This is a genomic window from Vibrio sp. 1F253, assembly GCF_041439295.1.
GTDB classification, from domain to species: domain Bacteria; phylum Pseudomonadota; class Gammaproteobacteria; order Enterobacterales; family Vibrionaceae; genus Vibrio; species Vibrio tasmaniensis_A.
In genome coordinates this window covers 138100-159206 of the sequence record NZ_JBGONU010000001.1, presented here as the reverse complement: position 1 = coordinate 159206, position 21107 = coordinate 138100, and the positions used below count along the sequence as shown (strand labels likewise).

The following is a 21107-nucleotide window of genomic DNA, read 5'->3' as shown; positions in this document are numbered from 1 at the left end:
GTGATTTTAAGCGATCTAGCCCCTTTATTCACCTTAGCCAATAACAAAGAAAGCGATTAATTAAAATTTAGAAAAGAGTGACAACAAAAAGACCAAACGTGACACTGAAATGCGACATTCATCAGATTTTTATTCTATCAAACCCCATTTTGCGGTACTTTAATAAAGTATTTAAATTAATTTCAGGAAATCGGCAATGCAAAATATCGGGATGTCGTCAAAACTCAACAATGTATGCTACGAAATCAGGGGGCCTGTACTCAAACATGCTAAGCGCATGGAAGAAGAAGGGCATAAAATACTGAAGCTTAATATTGGTAACCCCGCCCCATTTGGTTTTGACGCCCCTGATGAAATCCTTGTTGATGTAATCCGTAACCTACCGACATCTCAAGGTTATTGCGACTCAAAAGGCATCTATTCAGCCCGTAAAGCGGTTGTTCAGCATTACCAGAAAAAAGGTCTACGTAACCTTGATGTAGAAGACGTTTACATTGGCAACGGCGCATCAGAGCTTATCGTGATGTCTATGCAGGCGCTACTGGATAATGGTGATGAAATCTTAGTTCCTGCTCCGGATTACCCACTATGGACAGCGTCTGTTGCACTTTCTGGTGGTACACCGGTTCACTACATGTGTGATGAGGATGCAGATTGGTATCCAGACCTTGATGACATGCGTGCGAAGATCTCACCAAAGACTCGCGGCATCGTTCTTATCAACCCGAACAACCCAACAGGCGCTGTATACAGCCGTGATTTCCTATTACAAGTTGTTGAAATTGCTCGTGAGCACGGGTTAATTATCTTCGCTGATGAAATCTACGACAAAGTGCTTTACGACGGTGCGGTACACACTTCAGTTGCAACGCTTGCCGAAGATGTATTAATGGTCACATTCAACGGTCTGTCTAAGGCTTACCGTGTATGTGGTTTCCGTGGTGGCTGGATGTTCTTAACGGGTCCAAAACACATAGCGAAAGGCTACGTTGAAGGGCTAGAAATGCTGGCCTCGATGCGTTTGTGTGCCAACGTGCCAATGCAACACGCGATCCAAACCGCGCTCGGCGGCTATCAGAGCATCAATGAGCTGATTCTTCCTGGCGGTCGACTGCTTGAACAGCGTGACCGTGCATGGGAACTGATCAACAAGATCCCTGGCGTTTCTTGTGTGAAACCGAAAGGCGCAATGTACTTGTTCCCTAAGATCGACACCAACATGTACAACATCAAAGACGATCAGAAGTTTGTACTCGACTTCCTTAAGCAAGAGAAAGTGTTATTGGTTCAAGGTACGGGCTTCAACTGGCCGAAACCGGACCACTTCCGCATCGTGACTCTGCCGCACATCGAAGATCTGGAAATCGCGATTGGTCGTCTAGAGCGCTTCTTACAGACTTACAGCCAAGACGACCTCGTCGAAGGTTAATAAGCACAAAGAAAGATGGCTACAATTTGCTGTTTTAAAAGACTTTAACTTGTATTCATTCACTTCTATGCTTAAAAGGCTCCTGTTTAGGAGCCTTTTTTGTATCCGCTGTCTCGTATGCCTGCGCAAACACAAAATACGAGTGGAGAATTGTTTAAAAAGGACATTTATGAAACAGAGCCATTTCTTTGCCCATCTCGCACGTATGAAGCTGATCCAACGCTGGCCCCTCATGCGCTCAGTCTCAAGTGAGAACATTTCAGAACATAGCCTACAGGTTGCTTTCGTGGCACACGCTTTAGCACTGATCAAAAACAAGAAGTTTGATGGTCAGCTTAACCCCGAGCACATTGCTCTGCTTGGCATGTACCACGACACCAGTGAGGTACTGACAGGTGATTTGCCAACGCCAGTTAAATACTACAACCCGGATATTGCACAAGAGTATAAGAAGATAGAAGCCGCAGCAGAACAAAGACTGCTTTCGATGTTGCCAGAAGAGTTCCGAGATGACTTCGCCCCCTTCTTAATATCTGGAACGGCGAGTAAAGAAGAGCAAAGCATCGTCAAGCAGGCCGACACCATCTGTGCTTATTTGAAATGCTTGGAAGAGCTCAGTGCGGGCAATCATGAATACGAGCAAGCCAAGCGCCGACTGGAAGAGACACTCGAACAACGCAAAAGCCCAGAAATGGACTACTTTCTCACCACATTTGCGCCGAGCTTTGAATTATCACTAGACGAGATAAGCTAGCTGGGTATAAGTTGTTTTTAATTAGCTAAATAAAATCAATTTGATAGGTGCTATTTTGAATTCTCAACTCGAACCACCCTTTGTACTCGAACAAGAATGGCAGCATCGAAATGACGATGAACACAAAATAAGACGTGATGATCACCGCAGCCCGTATCAGCGTGACCGTGCGCGCGTGCTTCACTCTGCTGCTTTCCGTCGCTTACAAGCGAAAACCCAGATCCATGGCACCACGGTCAACGACTTTCACCGAACGCGCCTTACCCACTCTCTTGAGGCCGCTCAGCTTGGCACCGGTATCGTCGCTCAACTGAAGAAAAAGCAGCCCGAATTTCGAGCTCTATTACCCTCAGACAGTTTGATCGATTCACTGTGTTTGGCTCACGACATCGGTCATCCACCCTATGGACATGGCGGCGAAGTCGCACTCAACTATATGATGCGCGACCACGGCGGCTTTGAAGGCAACGCTCAAACGTTTCGTATTGTCACACAGCTAGAACCTTACACTGAACATCACGGGATGAACCTATCTCGACGCACTTTGTTAGGCCTAATTAAGTACCCTTCTCTGCTGAGTGAGGTTCAAGCTAAATTGCAGTCTGAACCCGTTAAGCATCAACGACAGCTCCGAGCTAAAGATTGGATGCCAGCAAAAGGCATCTACGATCATGATGAAGAACTGTTTAACTGGGTGCTTGAACCGCTTTCAAGCAGCGACCAACAGCTTCTAAAACAGAAAAGAAAGCCACATACCGAGCCACTTGAGCACAATAGGACCAAATATAAGTCGCTGGATTGTTCGATCATGGAGCTTGCTGACGACATCGCGTATGGCGTGCACGATTTAGAAGATGCGATTGTGCTTGGCTCTGTGACCAAAGCTCAGTGGGTCGAATCAGCTTATCCTCAACTGAAAGAGATGGCCGACCCATGGATTTGTGAACACCTAGATTCTATTACAGAGATGCTTTTCTCTGGTGAACAGTATCGTCGAAAGGATGCGATTGGTGGGATAGTCAACGCACTGTTGACCAGTATCTCGATTAAGCGAGTGGATGCTAACTTTGAGAATGTGCTTTTAGCTTACAATGCGGTGCTTGAACCGAGCATGGATGGCACACTCGATAAACTGAAACACTTTGTCAGCGAGTTTGTGATTCAAGTACCTCAGGTTCAGGTGATCGAATACAAAGGCCAACAGATCATCATGGATATGTTTGAAGCATTCAGCGCTGAACCTGAACGCTTGCTGCCACTGCCCATCAAGAAGCAATGGCTACAACATCAAGATGAGTCTCGAAAAATGCGCGTGATAGCCGATTACATTTCATCGATGACTGATGATCTTGCGCAGAAAATGCATCAGCAACTGTTCTCGGCTCATACCGAGTTTTAATTCCTGACTCACTTTACTAAAACGGCTTAATCTAAGTAGTTTTTCTCAAACACACCCGGCGGCATTTGATTGATTTGAAACTGAATCATTTGGTCAAATGCCGTTAGCAAAGGACTAAAGTCGCCATCACTCTCTAACAAGCTAAGCAAATGGTAGCCAGCTTCAACGGTTGAAAGGCTGTTTTCACTGGGTGCTTTGCGAATTCGGTAATTACCCTTGAGATCTTTCGGCAAGTGAACCGTGTTCAACGCATGCAAGTTACTCGATACTTGCCACATCTTGAATGCCTTTTTCCACGTACCATCCAATAAAATTACACGCAGCTTCTTATTAGGACATGTCGCAGACTCAACTGAAGCAGAATTTTCGCTTGGGTATAAAATCACATGTTGGTACTGTTCATCTGCCAGCAATGCGTTGAGTTGTTCATTGTCTGAAAAGTCTTCGCCAACAAACGTCACGCTATTATTTAGAGATAACGAGAGAATACGCGCAGTTCCCATCGGACGATGTTCTTCTGATGGGTGCTGAAGAATGATAAGCTCAACATTCGATTCGAGTGGTGTAACCCACTGACAAATACAAGCTTTCAAAGCCTTGCTGCATTGGGGGCAATAACGAGACATGGATTTAATGTGTACCCTGTTTTAATTTTCACTTCACTTTTATGCGTCTTATTCCAATTTGAGCCAATACAAGCTTGGGTCGTATGGGATAGCAATGCGATTGCCGAGGGGCAATGGTGGCGGATCCTAACAGGAAACTTTTCACATACCAACTACTCGCACCTTCTGATGAATCTAGCAGGCTTATGGATCATCAGCTATCTGTTTCAACCAATTAAAAAACAGCTTGTTCTTGCTCTGCTTGTGATTAGTTTAGTGACTGGAATCGCTCTGTTGTTTTCGAGTATTCAGATCTATGTTGGCCTATCTGGCACTTTGCATGGGTTGTTTGGCTTATTCGCGCTCAGTGAGGCTTTAAACGGTAGGAGATCAAGTTGGCTGTTAGTATTGGGATTAATCGCTAAAATCGCTTGGGAGCAGCTTATTGGCCCTTCTAGCACGACTGGTGAACTGATTAATGCTCGTGTCGCGATTGAAGCCCACCTAGCAGGTGCATTGGCCGGAGGCTTCATATCTATCGCTTCATTTCTAACAAGTAGACAAACGGATTAAAGTTGAATTCTTTCGCGGTTCTTTTTAACTGTCGCTTCACCTATCCCTTTCACACTCACCAAATCATCAGCAGTCGTAAATGCCCCGTTTTGATCCCTGTAATCGACGATCTCTTGAGCTTTCTTATCCCCAACACCAACCAATAGCGCAGACAGCTCTTCAGCTGTCGCGGTATTGATATTGACCGTAATCTCAATGCCATCGTAAAGCTCTGCCTTAGTTGGGCTGTCTGCATACGCTGCGGGGCTTAACAGAATCAGAAATGTAAGAAATAATGTTGAATATATCGTGCGCATAAACCGTTCCTTTGTTCAAAAAACGTAACTTATGCATTTGCTGCGCTAGATAAAACACTCACCAGACAAAAATAAAGCGGGTCACCTAAGTGACCCGCTTCGTTATACATCTAATTTTCATCAATTTGTTAGCTAGTTCGCAAACCGAGTTGCTGCACTACTTTCAAGTTGTATTCTCAAGTTGCATTACTCGGCAGAAGACTATCGAGTAAATTCAAAGCTTATTGAGCTTGACCAACGATGTAGTATTCAACGTCTGCATTTTTACGCAGTACGTTTAGTACATTAGTAAGGTCTTGTTGATTACCAACGCGCTCTAACTGTGCACCAAGTTGTGTGCTGTAAGCTGGGTTGATTTCAGCCGTTACTTTAGAAAGCTCAACAACAACGATGTTACCGTCTTGATCTTTAGATTGACCGAACACAGCTTGGCCGGCTTCTGGTTTCACTAGAGCGAATACAGATGCAGCTAATGGAGAATTACGGTCAATGGTTTCAAGTTCAGTAAACTCAAGGCTGTTATCCGCCAGTACCGCTTCATTACCTTGCTTAAGTTCGTTTACTAGAGAAACACCTAGCTCTACCGCTTGTTGCTCTGCTTTTACAGCAGACAATGCAGCTACAACTTGATCTTTCACTTCTGCTAAAGGAAGAACTGTTTCGTCGCGAGTCTCTTCTACACGTACAACAATAACGTGCTCAGGAGCCACTTCGATAACTTCAGAGTTCAAACCGTCTTCTTTCACTTCAGGGCTCAAGATAGCTTGCATTACTGCAGGCGTCATCAGAACTTCTGGAGCGTCAGCTTGAGAGATGAAATCAGTCGTCGTGATCTTCGCGTTGATAGCTTCAGCAGAGTCGTCTAGAGAATCTGGGAATTCAAACGCTACTTTTTCTAGTTCAGTTTGCTGTTCGTAGAACTGGTCTACAGCATGCTGATCTAGTAGTTCTTGCTTAATCTCAGCAGCTACTTCTGTATAAGGCTGAGCTTGAGACGCTTTTACTTCGTCTAGCTTGATGATGTGGTAGCCAAAATCAGATTTAACTAGGCCAGTAGTATCGCCAATATTCTCAAGAGCGAAAGCCGCGTCTTCGAATGCTGGGTCCATAACATCGCGTTCAATCCAACCTAAGTCACCGCCAACATCTGCACTACCGAAGTCGTCAGATTTCTCTTCCGCTAGCGTAGCAAAATCAGCGCCTGCATTTAGCTCGTCTAAGATTGACTGAGCTTTCGCTTCGTCATCGCCTTGAACTAGAATGTGGCTAACTTTACGTTGCTCTTCAGTTGAGTACTTGTCTAGGTGCTCTTGGTAGTATTTCTGTGCTTCTTCATCGCTTACTTCAAGCTGAGACTTAAGTGCTTCAGCTGAAAGCTCGATGTAAGACACCTTAGCTTGCTCTGGACGAGTGTAAGCTTGAGGGTTCTCAGAATAGTACTGTTCGATTTGCTCGTCAGTTAGTTCGATGCCTTTCGCTAGATCAGCAACAGACAAGGTCACTGTACGAATGTCACGAGTTTGAGCAATAAGTTTACTTTGCGTATCGATTTCGCCTTGAAGAACAAATTCACTGCCTTGAAGCGCAGTCACAAGCTGGTTACGCATTAGGTCACGACGCATGTATTCAGCGAAGCTTTCTGCGCTGAAACCTGCACGACGCAGTGCTGATTGGTAAACTTCTTGATCAAATTGACCCGCAGTTTGGAACTGAGGCATTTCTAGAATCATTGTACGGATTTGAGAATCACTGATTCGTAGGCCTAGTGACTCAGCTTGCTGCTCAAGTAGAACATCGTTGATCATGCGATCAAGTACTGATTTACGGAAAGACTCTACGTATGCAGGGTCTGCAAGCATTTGAGCGAAGTAATCGCCAAGTTGAGATTGCATGCGATTACGTTCGTTTTGGTAAGCTTGTTCGAACTCACCACGAGCAATTTCTGTGTTGCCAACTTTAGCTGCTGCGTTGTTACCGCCACCGGTGATGTAGCTGCCTACACCTGCGAATACGAATGACAGGATAATCAACCCAAGGATAATTTTTACCGCGATGCTATTCACGCCTTCGCGTAATCGATCCATCATAATTTAAGTGCTCTCCGGATATGAAGCATTGGCTTCAAAATAAAAATCTATTCACGCGATATTATCAGAAAAAGAAATGCGCATCAGTAGGATGCGCATAATTTAAATAAGTTCAATGTGCTTTGCACATATACTGTTTAAAAATGAAACATCATTGTTCAAACAGTAAACGCATATTACTGCCTTCCCCTCACAAAACTCGAGGTTTCAGCAGTGAAAATTAGTTACATGCGTCTTTAAGTGCTTTACCTGCTTTGAAGCCAGGTACTTTAGCTTCTGCGATTTGGATCTCTTCACCAGTTTTTGGGTTACGACCTGTACGAGCAGCACGAGTACGAACACTGAAAGTACCAAAGCCAACAAGTGCAACTTGGTCACCTGATTGTAGCGTTGTGCCAACTGCTTCGATGAAAGCGTCTAGAGCGCGACCAGCTGAAGCTTTAGAGATGTCTGCGTTTTCTGCGATTGATTCTACTAGTTGTGTTTTATTCACTGTTTTTCCCCTATGTGTCATCTGTGACTACTTCTCGATGACTGTACGTTCCATTTTGGTTTTAATTTAGCCGCAAGCCTTATTGCAAAAGGGCTGCCGCTTTAGTCAAATAACTTAGCGTCCAAAAAAAACGCTGACAAGCCTTTTCGGGTCTATCAGCGTAATTCTTTACTTATTTTTGCTATGCATCACTATTTTTTCACGTCAAACTCGACCCCTGACGGATCTCGTTCTAGCGCGACTTTCAGTACTTCATCAATCCATTGGACCGGAATCACCTTTAAGTCAGCGATTACATTGTCGGGAATCTCTTCCAAATCACGCTCATTGTCTTTAGGAATCAAGACAGTTTTGATGCCACCACGGTGTGCTGCAAGCAGTTTTTCTTTCAAGCCACCGATAGGTAAAACTTCACCACGAAGGGTAATTTCACCTGTCATACCGACCTCAGCTTTCACAGGATTACCCGTTAGGCTGGATACCAATGCAGTACACATTGCGATACCCGCACTCGGGCCATCTTTCGGTGTTGCACCTTCCGGTACGTGAACGTGAATATCACGTTTCTCGTAGAAATCTGTGTTAATACCCAGATTTTCCGCACGAGAACGAACCACAGTCATGGCTGCTTGAATCGACTCTTTCATCACATCGCCAAGAGAACCGGTTTGCGTTAGCTTACCTTTGCCTGGCATTGATTCAGTTTCGATAGTCAGTAGGTCACCACCCACTTGAGTCCACGCTAAACCAGTCACTTGACCGATACGGTTACTCTCATCCGCTTTACCAAAGTCATGACGTTGAACGCCTAAGTACTCTTTCAGGTTATCAATGTTAACCGTTACAGACTTAAGGCTGCTGTCTAGCAAGATATTCTTAACTGCTTTACGACAAATCTTCGAGATTTCACGCTCTAGATTACGCACACCCGCTTCACGCGTGTAATAACGAATAATGCCAACGATAGCTGAATCTTCGATATTAATCTCGTGAGGCTTAAGGCCGTTACGTTGGACTTGTTTGTCCAGTAAGTGACTTTTAGCGATGTTCAGCTTTTCATCTTCTGTGTAACCCGACAGACGAATCACTTCCATACGGTCCAGTAACGGGCCAGGAATGTCCATTGAGTTAGACGTTGCAACAAACATGACGTCTGACAGATCGTAATCTACTTCTAGGTAGTGATCGTTGAATGCAACGTTTTGCTCTGGATCTAACACTTCTAGAAGCGCTGAAGATGGGTCACCACGCATATCAGAAGACATCTTATCGATTTCATCTAATAGGAACAGTGGGTTCTTAACACCAACTTTAGACATCTTCTGGATCAGTTTACCCGGAAGTGAACCGATGTAAGTACGACGGTGACCGCGGATTTCCGCTTCATCACGTACGCCACCAAGAGCCATACGAGTGTACTTACGGCCCGTTGCCGCTGCAATCGAACGGCCTAGCGAGGTTTTACCGACACCAGGAGGACCAACAAGACAAAGGATTGGACCTTTTAGCTTGTTAATTCGATTTTGTACTGCCAAGTATTCAAGGATACGTTCTTTAACACGCTCTAAGCCGTAGTGGTCTTCGTTCAAGACCTCTTCCGCTTTCGCTAAATTCTTTTTAACTTTTGAACGCTTAGCCCAAGGAACACCAACCATCCAATCAATGTAGCTACGTACTACTGTTGCTTCAGCAGACATTGGCGACATCATTTTCAGTTTTTGCAGTTCTTGCTCGGTTTTTTCACGAGCTTCTTGAGGCATTTTTGAATCTTCGATCTTCTTCTTCAGAGTCTCGAATTCATCAGGTGCGTCATCCATCTCGCCCAGTTCTTTCTGAATCGCTTTCATTTGCTCATTCAGGTAGTACTCGCGCTGAGATTTCTCCATCTGCTTCTTAACGCGGCCACGAATGCGTTTTTCAACTTGCAGGATGTCAATTTCTGACTCCATTTGGCCCATTAAGAATTCCAAACGTTCAGTCACATCTGCAATTTCTAGAACGTGCTGCTTATCAACCAATTTAAGTGGCATGTGCGCTGCAATCGTATCAGCTAGGCGTGCAGCCTCATCAATACCGTTCAGAGACGTTAGAACTTCTGGTGGGATTTTTTTGTTTAGCTTAATAAAACCTTCGAATTGATTGATCGCGCTGCGAACAACCACTTCTTGTTCTTTTTCGTCAAGTTCTGAGGTTACAACGTATTCGGCATCCGCTAAGAAAAACTCACTCTCTTTGAACTGGTGAATTTTTGCACGCTGCTGACCTTCGACAAGTACTTTCACAGTACCATCAGGCAGCTTTAGCAACTGAAGAATAGTAGCGACTGTACCTACGTTAAATAGGTCATCGATTGAAGGCTCATCAGTGTCCGCTTCTTTCTGCGCTACAAGTAGTACTTGTTTGTTAGCTTCCATTGCCGATTCAAGGCAAGTAATCGATTTTTCACGACCGACAAACAATGGAATAACCATGTGTGGGTAAACCACTACATCACGTAGAGGTAGCACGGGGATTTCGATACGCTCGGAACGTTCCAAGTTCATATATTTCTCTCTTCCGCTTTAACTTATAAAGCAGTATATGGGGCTTAAACGACTGGATTCAATGGAAGAATAAAAAAAAGGAGGTAATTGCTTACCTCCTTTTTCAATTTGAGTGTGTAGTCTTAAAAAGACCTACTCTGCAACAGCTGCTTGGTTATCTGAGTTACTGTAAATCAATAGTGGTTCTGACTCACCATTAATTACCGACTCATCAATCACAACCTTGCTTACATCAGTTGAAGATGGCAGTTCGTACATAGTTTCTAGTAGAACACCTTCCAAGATAGAGCGTAGACCACGAGCACCCGTTTTACGGTTCATTGCTTTCTTCGCAATTGCGCGTAGGGCGTCTTCACGGAATTCTAACTCTGTATCCTCAAGCTCAAATAATGCAGCGTACTGTTTTGTCAGTGCATTCTTTGGCTCACAAAGAATTTGGATTAGCGCTTCTTCATCAAGCTCTGTCAGTGTTGTTGTAACAGGTAGACGACCAATGAATTCTGGAATCAAACCATACTTCACTAGATCTTCAGGTTCTACTTGAGTGAACAGTTCACCGATAGTTTTGGTTTCGTCTTTTGAACGCACTTCTGCGCCAAAGCCGATACCTGAACCTGTTTCTACACGTTGCTCAATCACTTTATCTAGGCCGGCAAACGCACCACCACAGATAAATAGGATCTTAGACGTGTCCACTTGCAAGAACTCTTGCTGTGGATGCTTACGACCACCTTGAGGTGGAACTGAAGCCACTGTACCTTCAACAAGTTTTAATAGAGCTTGCTGTACACCTTCACCAGACACGTCACGCGTGATCGATGGGTTTTCAGCTTTACGAGAAATCTTATCGATTTCATCGATGTAAACAATGCCGCGTTCCGCTTTCGCTACGTCGTAATCACATTTCTGAAGCAACTTCTGGATGATGTTTTCAACATCTTCGCCCACATAACCCGCTTCGGTTAGTGTTGTTGCATCTGCCATTGTGAAAGGAACGTCTAGGAAACGAGCCAGTGTTTCAGCCAGTAGTGTTTTACCACTACCAGTAGGACCGATAAGAAGAATGTTACTCTTACCTAGCTCTACGCCTTCAGCCGTCGTATCACCATTACGTAAACGCTTGTAGTGGTTATATACTGCAACTGCTAGCACTTTTTTCGCGTATTCTTGACCGATTACATAGTCGTCAAGATGCTCACGAATCTCACGCGGCGTTGGCAGCGATTCCGATTCTTTCTTTGGAAGAACATCTTTAATTTCTTCACGAATAATGTCGTTACAAAGATCGACACATTCATCACAAATGTAAACAGAAGGACCTGCGATTAACTTGCGAACTTCGTGCTGGCTTTTGCCACAGAAAGAGCAGTAAAGCAATTTACCGCTACCACCCTCTTTGCTTTTATCTGTCATTCGCTAACCTCTTAGCCTTTACTCTCTATGTTTGAGTGTATATCAATTTGAATCACTTTGCGTTAAACAATTGCCCTGCAATTATTGACCGCGGTGATTAAGAACTGAATCCACCAAACCGTATTCTACAGCCTGATCAGCAGACATGAAATTGTCACGATCTGTATCACGCTCAACAACCTCTAGAGGCTGACCTGTGTGCTCTGCCAATAGTTTGTTTAGCTTTTGCTTGATCGTTAGGATCTCTTGCGCGTGAATTTGAATATCAGACGCTTGGCCTTGGAAGCCGCCAAGTGGCTGGTGAATCATTACACGTGAGTTTGGAAGCACGTGACGCTTACCCGGAGTACCACCCGCTAGTAAGAATGCACCCATAGAGCAAGCTTGACCCATACATACTGTGCTCACGTTTGGCTTGATGAACTGCATTGTGTCATAGATAGACATGCCCGCTGTTACGCTACCGCCAGGTGAGTTGATGTAAAGATAGATATCTTTGTCTGGGTTTTCTGATTCCAAGAAAAGCAGTTGAGCCACGACAAGATTTGCCATGTGGTCTTCCACTTGACCTGTTAAGAAAATGATACGTTCTTTTAATAGACGAGAATAAATATCGTAAGAACGTTCACCACGGGAAGTCTGTTCAACCACCATAGGAACTAGTGCGTCCATAATCGATGGCATTGTATTTTTTTCTTGGTAGCTCATATTCTTATGTCCCTAAAATAAATGGCCCGAATGATTAAATCATACGGACCATTGTTAGCAGAATTGTTGACCGTACGTCAACCTTCTACGTCAGATATTACTATATTAAGCAGGTTGCTGATTCATTAGCTCGTTGAAGCTAACTTCTTTATCAGAAACTTGAGCTTTAGCGATGATTGCATCAATAGCTTGCTCTTCTAGAGCAACATTGCGCATGTTGTTCATCATTTGCTCGTTTTGCTCGTAGTAAGCAATAACTTCTGTTGGATCTTCGTATGCTGTAGCCATCTCTTCGATGATAGCTTTAACTTTCTCGTCATCAGCTTTTAGCTCTTCAGTCTTGATTACTTCACCAAGAAGAAGACCTACAACTACGCGACGTTTAGCTTGCTCTTCGAACAGCTCACGTGGAAGTTGGTCAGCAGCTTCAGTGTTACCACCGAAACGTTGAGCAGCTTGTTGACGTAGAACACCGATCTCTTGATCGATTAGAGCAGAAGGTACGTCGATGTTGTTTTCGTTAACTAGACCGTCGATTGCTTGCTCTTTGATGCGGTTCTTAACTGCTTGCTTAAGCTCACGCTCCATGTTCTTACGAACTTCAGCTTTAAGGCCTTCAACGCCTTCAGCTGCGCCGAACTTAGAAACGAATTCTTCGTTTAGTTCTGGAAGCTCACGAGCTTCAACTTTGTTCAGCTTGATAGAGAACTTAGCAGCTTTACCTTTTAGGTTTTCAGCGTGGTAATCTTCTGGGAAGTTTACTTCGATTTCGAATTCCATACCTGCTGTTTTACCAACGATACCGTCTTCAAAACCAGGGATCATGCGACCAGCGCCCATCTCTAGTGGGAAGTTCTCAGCTTTGCCGCCTTCAAACTCTTCACCGTCGATAGAACCAACGAAGTCGATAGTTGCACGAGAACCAGCGTCAGCAGCAGCTTCAACTTCAGTCCAAGTCGCTTGTTGCTTACGTAGAGTTTCGATCATCTCTTCAACGTCAGCTTCTTTAACTTCTACTGCTGGTTTCTCAACAGTGATGTTTTCTAGACCTTTCAGCTCAACTTCTGGGTAAACTTCAAAAGTTGCGTTGAATACTAGGTCAGCGCCTTCGTTGTTTTCAACTGGTGCGAAAGTAGGTGCGCCAGCTGGGTTGATTTTCTCTTTAACGATCGCTTCGATGAAGTGACGTTGCATTACTTCGCCCATCACGTCTTGACGTACTGCTTTGCCGTACATTTTAGCAACCATCTTCATTGGCACTTTGCCTTTACGGAAGCCATCGAAACGACGGTTTTTCGCGATGTTGCGTAGTTCAGCTGTAACTGCATCTTCGATGTTAGCAGCAGGAACAGTAATATTAAGACGGCGCTCTAGGCCTTCTAGCGTTTCAACAGTAACTTGCATTATATAAACCTCAAAACTGGCTCAGTAATCTGAGCATATGAGCCGTAACTTAGCTTTAATTCAAAAGCCGACGTTGTTGGCTGCATCCTTGTGTAGTGCTCTATCCGAACACCTAATTTAAAATCGAGCATTGATGTCTGAATTGATTATTCAACCAAACACCAGACTAATCAGCGATATCTTCGTTCTTCACGCGTCGATTAAAACGCAATAAAGCTTGTTTTCGAAAACAAGAAAGGTATCTCCGATTAGCCTCAGGACAGAAATTTTAGACGCGACATTCTAGCGATCTGTTTAATCTCTGTCGAGCCGTTCACCTCTGCATGATGATGAATGCCCTAAATTCGTCCAACTAAATGATACAAAAACGATCAAATCATCACTTAGCACAACAGAAATGGGGACAATAGCGACTTTTTCAAGGGAATCGAGGGCTTTTTTTGCTAAAAACCTTAAAAAGAGATCTTGCTCTTGTTTTACCCCTCAGAGTCGATAACTTTTTCAACAATCCCCGTTACAAACCCTTAACCTACATCCATCTGGCGACTGTCTACTTTCAGCAAACACTACCGCTATTTGCTACCATGAACGAGAGAAGACAGGCTTGATTATTTACCAAAGAAATGAGCGGAGAGCCTTCATGTTTCAAGCTTTGAGAATCCCAATCCTATTAATGGCCACATACAGTTTACTAATGATGTTCGGCGGTCATTGGGTATGGAACACAAGCCATGAAAGTTTGTTAAATGATCATCAATCTAAGCTAGACCGATTTTCGGTTCATATTTCAAGCCAACTCGACAAGTTCGCGCATATTCCCGAGCTGCTTTCAAAAGACAAAGAGTTGGTCGATGCTCTTCACTCTCCAAGTAACTCTGCGCAAATCGAACTCACCAATCGCTACCTAGAACACGTAAATTCGGTGATTCAAGCATCGGACACCTATCTGTTAGATAGCATTGGCACCACCATAGCAGCCAGTAACTGGAATCTACCCCGTTCTTTTATTCGTCGAAATTTTGCTTTCCGTCCCTACTTTCAAGAAGCGATTCTTGGCAATGAAAATCAATACTTTGCGCTAGGTTCAACCTCTGGGAAACGAGGCTATTATTATTCTTACCCGGTCTCCTATGCCGCCGAGATTATTGGCGTCATTGTCGTAAAGATGGATTTATCGCTGATTGAAGCAAGTTGGAAAGGCAAACAGAGTTTTTTTGTTGCTGACGATAATGACCAGATCGTATTTATGTCGAGTAATCCTGAGTGGCTGTTCAAAAGCCTTCAACCACTAAGCGACGAACAACACACTCGAATTCAAGAAAGCAGGCAGTATCTCGATACAAAAATAGAAAGCCTGCACTTCTCCGGTGACTTAGAGAGCGCTACTAGTAATATTGAGTCTCCCCACAAACTTGTCCAAGAGCAGTTCTTTAGCTCCTCACGCTTCCTAGCCGAGCCAAAACTCACCATACGAGTATTTTCTCCAACTCACTTAGTTTGGTGGGATTTGATTGCTTACCTTGTGGTTCTGAGCCTTATTTTTGCGATTATTTATCTGACGATGCAACTCAATCACCATCGACAACAAAGACGCGCTCAGATAGATAGGCTGCAATCCGAAGCCAAGCAAAAGCTAGAATTTCAAGTGCTTGAACGTACTTCAGAGTTGCATGTCGAGATTAAGCACCGAATCGAAACTGAACATGTACTGAGGCAGACACAAGACGAACTGATCCAAGCTGCCAAACTGGCAGTGTTGGGGCAAATGTCAGCAAGCATCAGCCATGAACTGAATAACCCGCTTGCTGCGATTCGCAGTTATGCCGACAACGGCCGACTGTTTCTTGCCAAAGAAAAAACCGAGCGTGTCGATGACAACCTATCGCGAATCTCGGCGCTCACTGACCGTATGGCTAAGATAAGCCACCAGCTTCGTTCCTTTGCAAAGAAATCCACAGCGGAAGAGCTGCACACGTTACAGATACTGCCAGTATTGCACTCGTCAAAAGAACTGATGAAACCACAACTCAAGAGTGAACGAGTTAAGGTCAACGAACTTCCTGAAACCTTTGATGCTTGTGTGCTCGCCAACGCCATTCAACTGGAGCAAGTGATCATTAACCTGCTGACTAACTCGATTCAGGCGATGGAACAACAAGACGACAAACAATTAGCTATTCTGTTAGAGATTAGGAAGCCCGACCATCAACAAGCCAAGACCTTGCTGATTCATGTCGATGACAATGGCCCAGGCTTCACCTCCCCTTCTAACGGAAATTTTTTTGAACCCTTCCATACCACCAAGAAAAATGGACTTGGACTTGGGCTATCGATTTCTCAACAAATAATCAGCGGAATAAATGGCAAGCTCGTTACCGATCACAGCCCACAAGGTGGTGCTCGATTTAGTATCGAGTTACCCATAGTTCCAACAAAAGAATCAGATTAGTCGCTAAGCAAACCAGTACACCTTCACCAACAATAAAAATAAATGATTAAAGGAATAACTATGTGTCACGTCTATTTCATTGATGATGAATCCGATCTAAGAATGGCTATTGAACAGAGCTTTGAGCTCGCCGATATTGATGCCGAATTCTTTCCCGATGCGGAGTCTGCTCTGCTCGCAATTCAAGAGAACGGCTTACCTCACGTCATCATCACTGATATCTGTCTACCGGGCCTTTCCGGGCATGACCTACTCAACACCGTGATGCACAAAGACAAAGAGATCCCCGTGATTATGATTACTGGTCACGGCGATATTTCGATGGCTGTACAAGCGATCCAAGATGGCGCCTATGACTTCATCGAAAAGCCGTTCGCCAATGAACGTCTAATCGAAACCACCAAACGAGCAATAGAAAAACGTCAACTCACACTCGAGAATCTTGAATTGAAGCGCTCTTTAAAGGCCAGTAAAGCGCTTGGGCCGAGAATCATTGGTGACACGCAATCAATGACCGACCTGCGTTCTATCATCACTCATGTGGCAGATACTAACGCTGATATTTTACTCTTTGGTGAAACTGGCACAGGCAAAGAGTTGGTCGCACGCTCTCTACATGAACAAAGCAGCCGGCGAGAACAAAACTTCGTCGCCGTCAATTGCGGTGCGGTACCTGAAAACCTGATAGAGAGTGAACTGTATGGTCATGAGAAAGGTGCGTTCACTGGCGCAGAAAGCAAGCGAGTGGGTAAATTTGAATTTGCTCAAGGCGGAACTCTATTCTTAGATGAAATTGAGTCCATGCCGATGCAGGCACAAATTCGCCTGTTGCGCGTCTTACAAGAGCGCGTTATTGAAAGGGTTGGCTCAAACGGTTTAGTGCCTCTCGATATTCGAGTAATCGCCGCAACCAAAGTCGACCTAAAGAAGGCGGCTGAAGAAGGCGTTTTCCGCCAAGACCTCTATTATCGACTCAACGTTGTGACCCTAGATTTACCGCCGTTAAGAAGCCGTCAAGAAGACATCCCTGCACTCTTCCACCACTTCTTACTGGTCGCTGCTGCACGTTATGGCAAGACAGCACCAGCACTTCCCCAAAAGGAGCTGCACGCGCTTTTAGCCCATGATTGGCCGGGAAATGTACGAGAATTGCGTAATACAGCTGAGCGGTTTGTACTTTTAGGTAAGCTTTCTCACTTATCAGACAACACCAATCAAGTCACTCAAGAACTGTCTTTGGCAGAACTGGTGTCTGACTTTGAGAAAAACACGTTAAAACAAGCGCTTATTGAATGTAATGGCAGTATTAAACAGACTATGGATAGACTGCAACTTCCACGTAAAACCCTCTACGATAAAATGCAAAAACACCAACTAGTTAAAGAGTCATACCGACAGAGCGAAAACTAAATTAAATTTGGGAGCAAGATCACCTATACTTATTTCACAACAGGATGTTATGCAACCAAGGTGGTAAGGAGGTCATTATGGGTGAGAAAACAAAAGTTCCCTCGATCACCGATACGTTTGAAATTGACGGTATTTTTTACACTGACAATCATGTCAACTTAGACACGCCAGAATTAGAGGCAAAAAGAGCGCTGTATGAGCCGATTGATTCTGGCTCTCGATATGGAAAAATCATTGATGAGGAGGTTTAGCCCTCCCCATCACTTCGCTATGATTTCACTCTCTATTTCGTGATGATCTCCGGCCCCATCAAGGTAGTCGGTAACCATGTTGATACCCAAGGTACGTAGGTTACGATAATCAGGAATAAGAACATCACGCCAACCCATGGCAGTGCGGCTTTTACTACGTTCATCATCGACATCTTCGCGACCCCTGCGGTCACAAACAAGTTGAGCCCCACAGGCGGTGTTATCATCCCTATCTCCATGTTCACCACCATCATGATACCTAGGTGAATTGGGTCGATGCCCAGTGCAATTGCAATTGGGAATACCAACGGCGCAACGATGATCAGCAAACCTGATGGCTCCATGAACTGCCCACCAATCAAGAGTAGAACGTTCACCACAATCAAGAAGGTGATTGGACCTAAACCTGCAGACAACATAGATTCCGTGATCATCTGAGGAATACGTTCTTCTGTCAGTACATGCTTAAGAATCAGAGCATTGGCAATGATAAACAACAACATGATGGTCAGCTTACCCGCATCATAGAGCGTGTCTTTGGTGTCTTTATGGAAAAACGTTTGGAACACTTTCACCAAAGCAGGCTTTGTATTTTTCTTGTCCGCAAACGGCCCCATATCTTTATAGATAAAGTTGGCAATGAAGAACGCATAAACCGCTGCAACAGCAGCCGCTTCCGTCGGTGTAAAGATACCGCCGTAGATACCACCCAAAATGATGACAATCAGTAGCAGACCCCAACTTGCGTCTTTTGCAGCTGCGAACATCTCACCCCAGCCTACAAATGGCTGTGCAGGAATTTTCTTAATACGTGCTGCAATGTAGATAGCTATCATCAACATCACACCCGCCAACAGGCCAGGAATTACGCCGCCTAAGAACATACGACCGACAGATACATCCGTCGCCGCCGCGTAAACCACCATAACGATGGATGGTGGAATCAAGATACCCAAAGTACCCGCGTTACAGATAACCCCTGCCGCGAACTCTTTTGTGTAGCCGTTTTTGATCATACCCGCGATAACAATACTACCGATTGCCACTACCGTTGCTGGAGACGACCCAGATAACGCTGCGAACATCATACACGCCACAACCGATGCCATTGCTAAACCGCCGCGGAACCAACCCACCATTGCAATAGCAAAACGGATAATACGTTTCGCCACACCACCTGTGGACATGAAGCTAGAGGCCAAGATAAAGAAAGGAATCGCTAAGAGAGTGTAGTGGCCTGCAAATGCATTAAACAGCGTTTGTGCAACGGATGCCAAAGAAGCATCTGAATGCATCAATAAGAATATGACGCTTGATAAACCGAGGGAAATCGCAATTGGTACACCGACCAACATGAAAGCAATTACCATTAAAAATAGAAATAACATTGCCATGATTAGTCTTCCTTACCGTTAGATTTTGTACCCGACTCGTTCGCCTTGTTTTGCTTAGTCGAATCCAATACCGCTGTCGCGTCTTCATCAGAACCCGCTAACACATCAGCTTTCAATGCATCCAGCTCTTCTTCGGCTTCATGGCCCGCAATCATGCGGTCAAGTTTGCCCGTCGCCACTTGATAAGCAACTTCGGCAAAACGGAACGTCAGCATTGCCATACCAATCGGCAGTGCCATGTAAGGAATAAAACGTGGCAGTTTCTCGTATCGCTCGCCTTCATTCATCCAGTCGGCAAGGAACTGAAGCATCTCTGGCATTGGAATATCATCGGTCTCGTACCAAGCGCGCTCAGTCGCGAACGGGTACCAGTAATTCCAAGAACCGATAAGAAGTAAGATTGAGAATGCTAGGCAGCTTGTGACGGCGATTAACGCATACACTTTGCGTAGCTTTTCTGGGGCAAGGTTGATGATCACATCAACACCAATGTGGAAGTGTTTTTTAACGCCATAAGATGCACCCACTAACACCATCCAAGCGAACATGAACACCGTCAGTTCTAGTGCCCATAAGATATTGCCATTGAATGCGTATCGAAATACCACATTGGCAAAAGTAAGTAGCGTCATTGCGCCAAGGAAAAATGCGATTAATGACTCTTCAATCACATCCGTAACTCTTCCGACTTTGGAAAAAAAAGAGGTTTCCAGTGCTGATTCGCTAGAATTTGGCTGTTCCATTTGAGGATTATCCATAATTGACTCCGCTTATAGTTATTTTAATGAGGAGTGGCGAAATTCACGCCACTCCTTTAGCGGTGTTATTGGTTTGAAGCTAACGCTGCATCGATAAGATCTGAACCGATGTCTTTTTCAAACTTCTTCCATACTGGTTGAAGCGCAGTTACCCATGCTTCACGCTGTTCAGGCGTAAGCGTACGAACCTCACCACCCGCTTCGATGATGTTGTTTTTGTTCGCTAGGTTAACTTTTGAAGATTCTGCGTTACGAGTCTCAGACACTTCTTGAACGATTGTGCCAAGTTGCGTACGTACATCTTCAGGTAGGTCTTTCCAGAAGTCGTTCGACGTTACTACCAGGTAATCAAGGATACCGTGGTTAGTTTCTGTCACGCCGTCTTGTACTTCAAAGAACTTCTTACCGTAAATGTTTGACCATGTGTTCTCTTGGCCATCGATAACCTTAGTTTGTAGGCCACCGTATACTTCTTTGAAAGACATCTTCTGTGGGTTAGCACCCAGTTGTTCAAACTGAGCAACCAATACGTCTGATGCTTGAACACGGAATTTCAAACCTTCCGCGTCTTCAGGATTGATAAGAGGTTTGTTTGCTGACATCTGTTTCATGCCATTGTGCCAAAACGCTAGGCCTTGAAGACCACGACGCTTCATCGCGTTCTTCAGCTTTTCGCCAGACTCTGAGTTTTGGAAACGGTCAACCGCTTCTACGTCTTCAAATAGGAAAGGAAGGTCAAAAATGCGGTATTTCTTAGTGAACTTCTCAAATTTAGACAGCGAAGGAGCCGCCATTTGAACATCACCATTTAACAGAGCTTCCAGTACTTTATTATCATCGTAGAGTGTTGAATTAGGGAAAACTTGCATACAAGCTTTGCCATTCATTTCCGTGTTTACTCGCTCTTCCAGTAAAGAAGCGGCAATGCCTTTCGGGTGCTTATCGGTATTGGTTACATGACTGAATTTAATCACGATTTCACCTGGGTCACAGTTTGCAGCAGCATTAAAACTTGTGAGCGCCAGAGCAGATACAGACAGCAGGGTAAGAGGCTTAAACATTATTATTCTCCTTAGTAAACAAAGCAGCCCTTCAATGGGAACTGCGTGCTTTCACTAAGGCAATTAACGCGCCACATTGA

At 44.5% G+C, this 21107-nt stretch carries 18 protein-coding genes and 1 pseudogene; 7 read left to right on the top strand and 12 right to left on the bottom strand.

Annotated features, from left to right (window positions below):
• Positions 1–196 precede the first annotated feature (196 nt).
• The 3 genes from ACED28_RS00725 (at position 197) to ACED28_RS00715 (ending at position 3582) form a co-directional block, all read left to right on the top strand.
• Complete coding sequence (locus ACED28_RS00725; RefSeq protein WP_371709064.1) at positions 197–1429, top strand: pyridoxal phosphate-dependent aminotransferase; 1233 nt, start codon at positions 197–199, stop codon at positions 1427–1429.
• A 169-nt stretch (positions 1430–1598) separates the two neighbouring features.
• Positions 1599–2183: a 5'-deoxynucleotidase gene (gene yfbR / locus ACED28_RS00720; RefSeq protein WP_017060613.1), complete on the top strand. Its 585-nt coding sequence runs from the start codon at positions 1599–1601 to the stop codon at positions 2181–2183.
• 55 nt (positions 2184–2238) lie between these two features.
• Positions 2239–3582 (top strand): anti-phage deoxyguanosine triphosphatase, encoded by a 1344-nt coding sequence (locus ACED28_RS00715; RefSeq protein ID WP_371709063.1) that lies wholly within the window; start codon positions 2239–2241, stop codon positions 3580–3582.
• 26 nt (positions 3583–3608) lie between these two features.
• Here ACED28_RS00715 and ACED28_RS00710 read toward each other — a convergent pair whose 3' ends face one another.
• Entirely contained in the window at positions 3609–4208 is a 600-nt protein-coding gene (locus ACED28_RS00710; RefSeq protein WP_371709062.1) for a tRNA-uridine aminocarboxypropyltransferase, read from the bottom strand.
• 9 nt (positions 4209–4217) lie between these two features.
• On the opposite strand from ACED28_RS00710, the gene rrtA reads away from it, so the two are divergent.
• On the top strand, positions 4218–4760 hold the full coding sequence (rrtA, locus tag ACED28_RS00705) for a rhombosortase (RefSeq protein ID WP_029225564.1): 543 nt from the start codon (positions 4218–4220) through the stop codon (positions 4758–4760).
• On the opposite strand, the gene ACED28_RS00700 is transcribed toward rrtA, so the two are convergent.
• The 8 genes and pseudogenes from ACED28_RS00700 to ACED28_RS00665 form a co-directional block, all read right to left on the bottom strand.
• Complete coding sequence (locus ACED28_RS00700) at positions 4757–5056, bottom strand: ComEA family DNA-binding protein (protein WP_012604502.1); 300 nt, start codon at positions 5054–5056, stop codon at positions 4757–4759. The genes rrtA and ACED28_RS00700 overlap by 4 nt on opposite strands.
• A 221-nt stretch (positions 5057–5277) precedes the next feature.
• Positions 5278–7143 (bottom strand): peptidylprolyl isomerase, encoded by a 1866-nt coding sequence (gene ppiD, locus ACED28_RS00695; RefSeq protein WP_371709061.1) that lies wholly within the window; start codon positions 7141–7143, stop codon positions 5278–5280.
• Between the two features lie 220 nt (positions 7144–7363).
• A complete protein-coding gene (locus tag ACED28_RS00690) occupies positions 7364–7657 on the bottom strand; it encodes an HU family DNA-binding protein (protein ID WP_012604504.1) in 294 nt (97 codons plus the stop codon).
• 170 nt (positions 7658–7827) lie between these two features.
• On the bottom strand, positions 7828–10179 hold the full coding sequence (lon, locus tag ACED28_RS00685) for an endopeptidase La (RefSeq protein ID WP_017076773.1): 2352 nt from the start codon (positions 10177–10179) through the stop codon (positions 7828–7830).
• A 132-nt stretch (positions 10180–10311) separates the two neighbouring features.
• Complete coding sequence (gene clpX / locus ACED28_RS00680; protein ID WP_009847283.1) at positions 10312–11592, bottom strand: ATP-dependent protease ATP-binding subunit ClpX; 1281 nt, start codon at positions 11590–11592, stop codon at positions 10312–10314.
• 81 nt (positions 11593–11673) lie between these two features.
• Positions 11674–12300, bottom strand: coding sequence for an ATP-dependent Clp endopeptidase proteolytic subunit ClpP (clpP, locus tag ACED28_RS00675; protein ID WP_004736080.1), 627 nt, complete (start codon positions 12298–12300; stop codon positions 11674–11676).
• Between the two features lie 105 nt (positions 12301–12405).
• Positions 12406–13704 (bottom strand): trigger factor, encoded by a 1299-nt coding sequence (gene tig / locus ACED28_RS00670; protein ID WP_004736079.1) that lies wholly within the window; start codon positions 13702–13704, stop codon positions 12406–12408.
• A 294-nt stretch (positions 13705–13998) separates the two neighbouring features.
• Positions 13999–14181, bottom strand: a pseudogene (locus tag ACED28_RS00665) (hypothetical protein); the annotation flags it as partial.
• A gap of 163 nt (positions 14182–14344) precedes the next feature.
• Between ACED28_RS00665 and ACED28_RS00660 the strand changes: the two are divergent.
• From ACED28_RS00660 to ACED28_RS00650, 3 genes are all read left to right on the top strand, one after another.
• Entirely contained in the window at positions 14345–16153 is a 1809-nt protein-coding gene (locus tag ACED28_RS00660) for an ATP-binding protein (RefSeq protein ID WP_371709060.1), read from the top strand.
• A gap of 60 nt (positions 16154–16213) precedes the next feature.
• Positions 16214–17563, top strand: a complete 1350-nt coding sequence (locus ACED28_RS00655) for a sigma-54 dependent transcriptional regulator (RefSeq protein ID WP_012604507.1) — start codon at positions 16214–16216, stop codon at positions 17561–17563.
• Positions 17564–17640: 77 nt separating this feature from the next.
• Positions 17641–17814, top strand: a complete 174-nt coding sequence (locus tag ACED28_RS00650) for a hypothetical protein (RefSeq protein WP_017101579.1) — start codon at positions 17641–17643, stop codon at positions 17812–17814.
• Positions 17815–17846: 32 nt separating this feature from the next.
• Here ACED28_RS00650 and ACED28_RS00645 read toward each other — a convergent pair whose 3' ends face one another.
• The 3 genes from ACED28_RS00645 to ACED28_RS00635 all read right to left on the bottom strand — a co-directional run bounded on the left by ACED28_RS00645 (position 17847) and on the right by ACED28_RS00635 (position 21027).
• Positions 17847–19208: a TRAP transporter large permease gene (locus ACED28_RS00645; protein ID WP_004736074.1), complete on the bottom strand. Its 1362-nt coding sequence runs from the start codon at positions 19206–19208 to the stop codon at positions 17847–17849.
• Between the two features lie 2 nt (positions 19209–19210).
• A complete protein-coding gene (locus tag ACED28_RS00640) occupies positions 19211–19966 on the bottom strand; it encodes a TRAP transporter small permease (RefSeq protein WP_371709059.1) in 756 nt (251 codons plus the stop codon).
• 65 nt (positions 19967–20031) lie between these two features.
• Positions 20032–21027 carry a TRAP transporter substrate-binding protein gene (locus tag ACED28_RS00635; protein ID WP_012604509.1) on the bottom strand — a complete coding sequence of 332 codons (996 nt, stop codon included), beginning with the start codon at positions 21025–21027 and terminating at the stop codon, positions 20032–20034.
• Between the last annotated feature and the right edge of the window lie 80 nt (positions 21028–21107).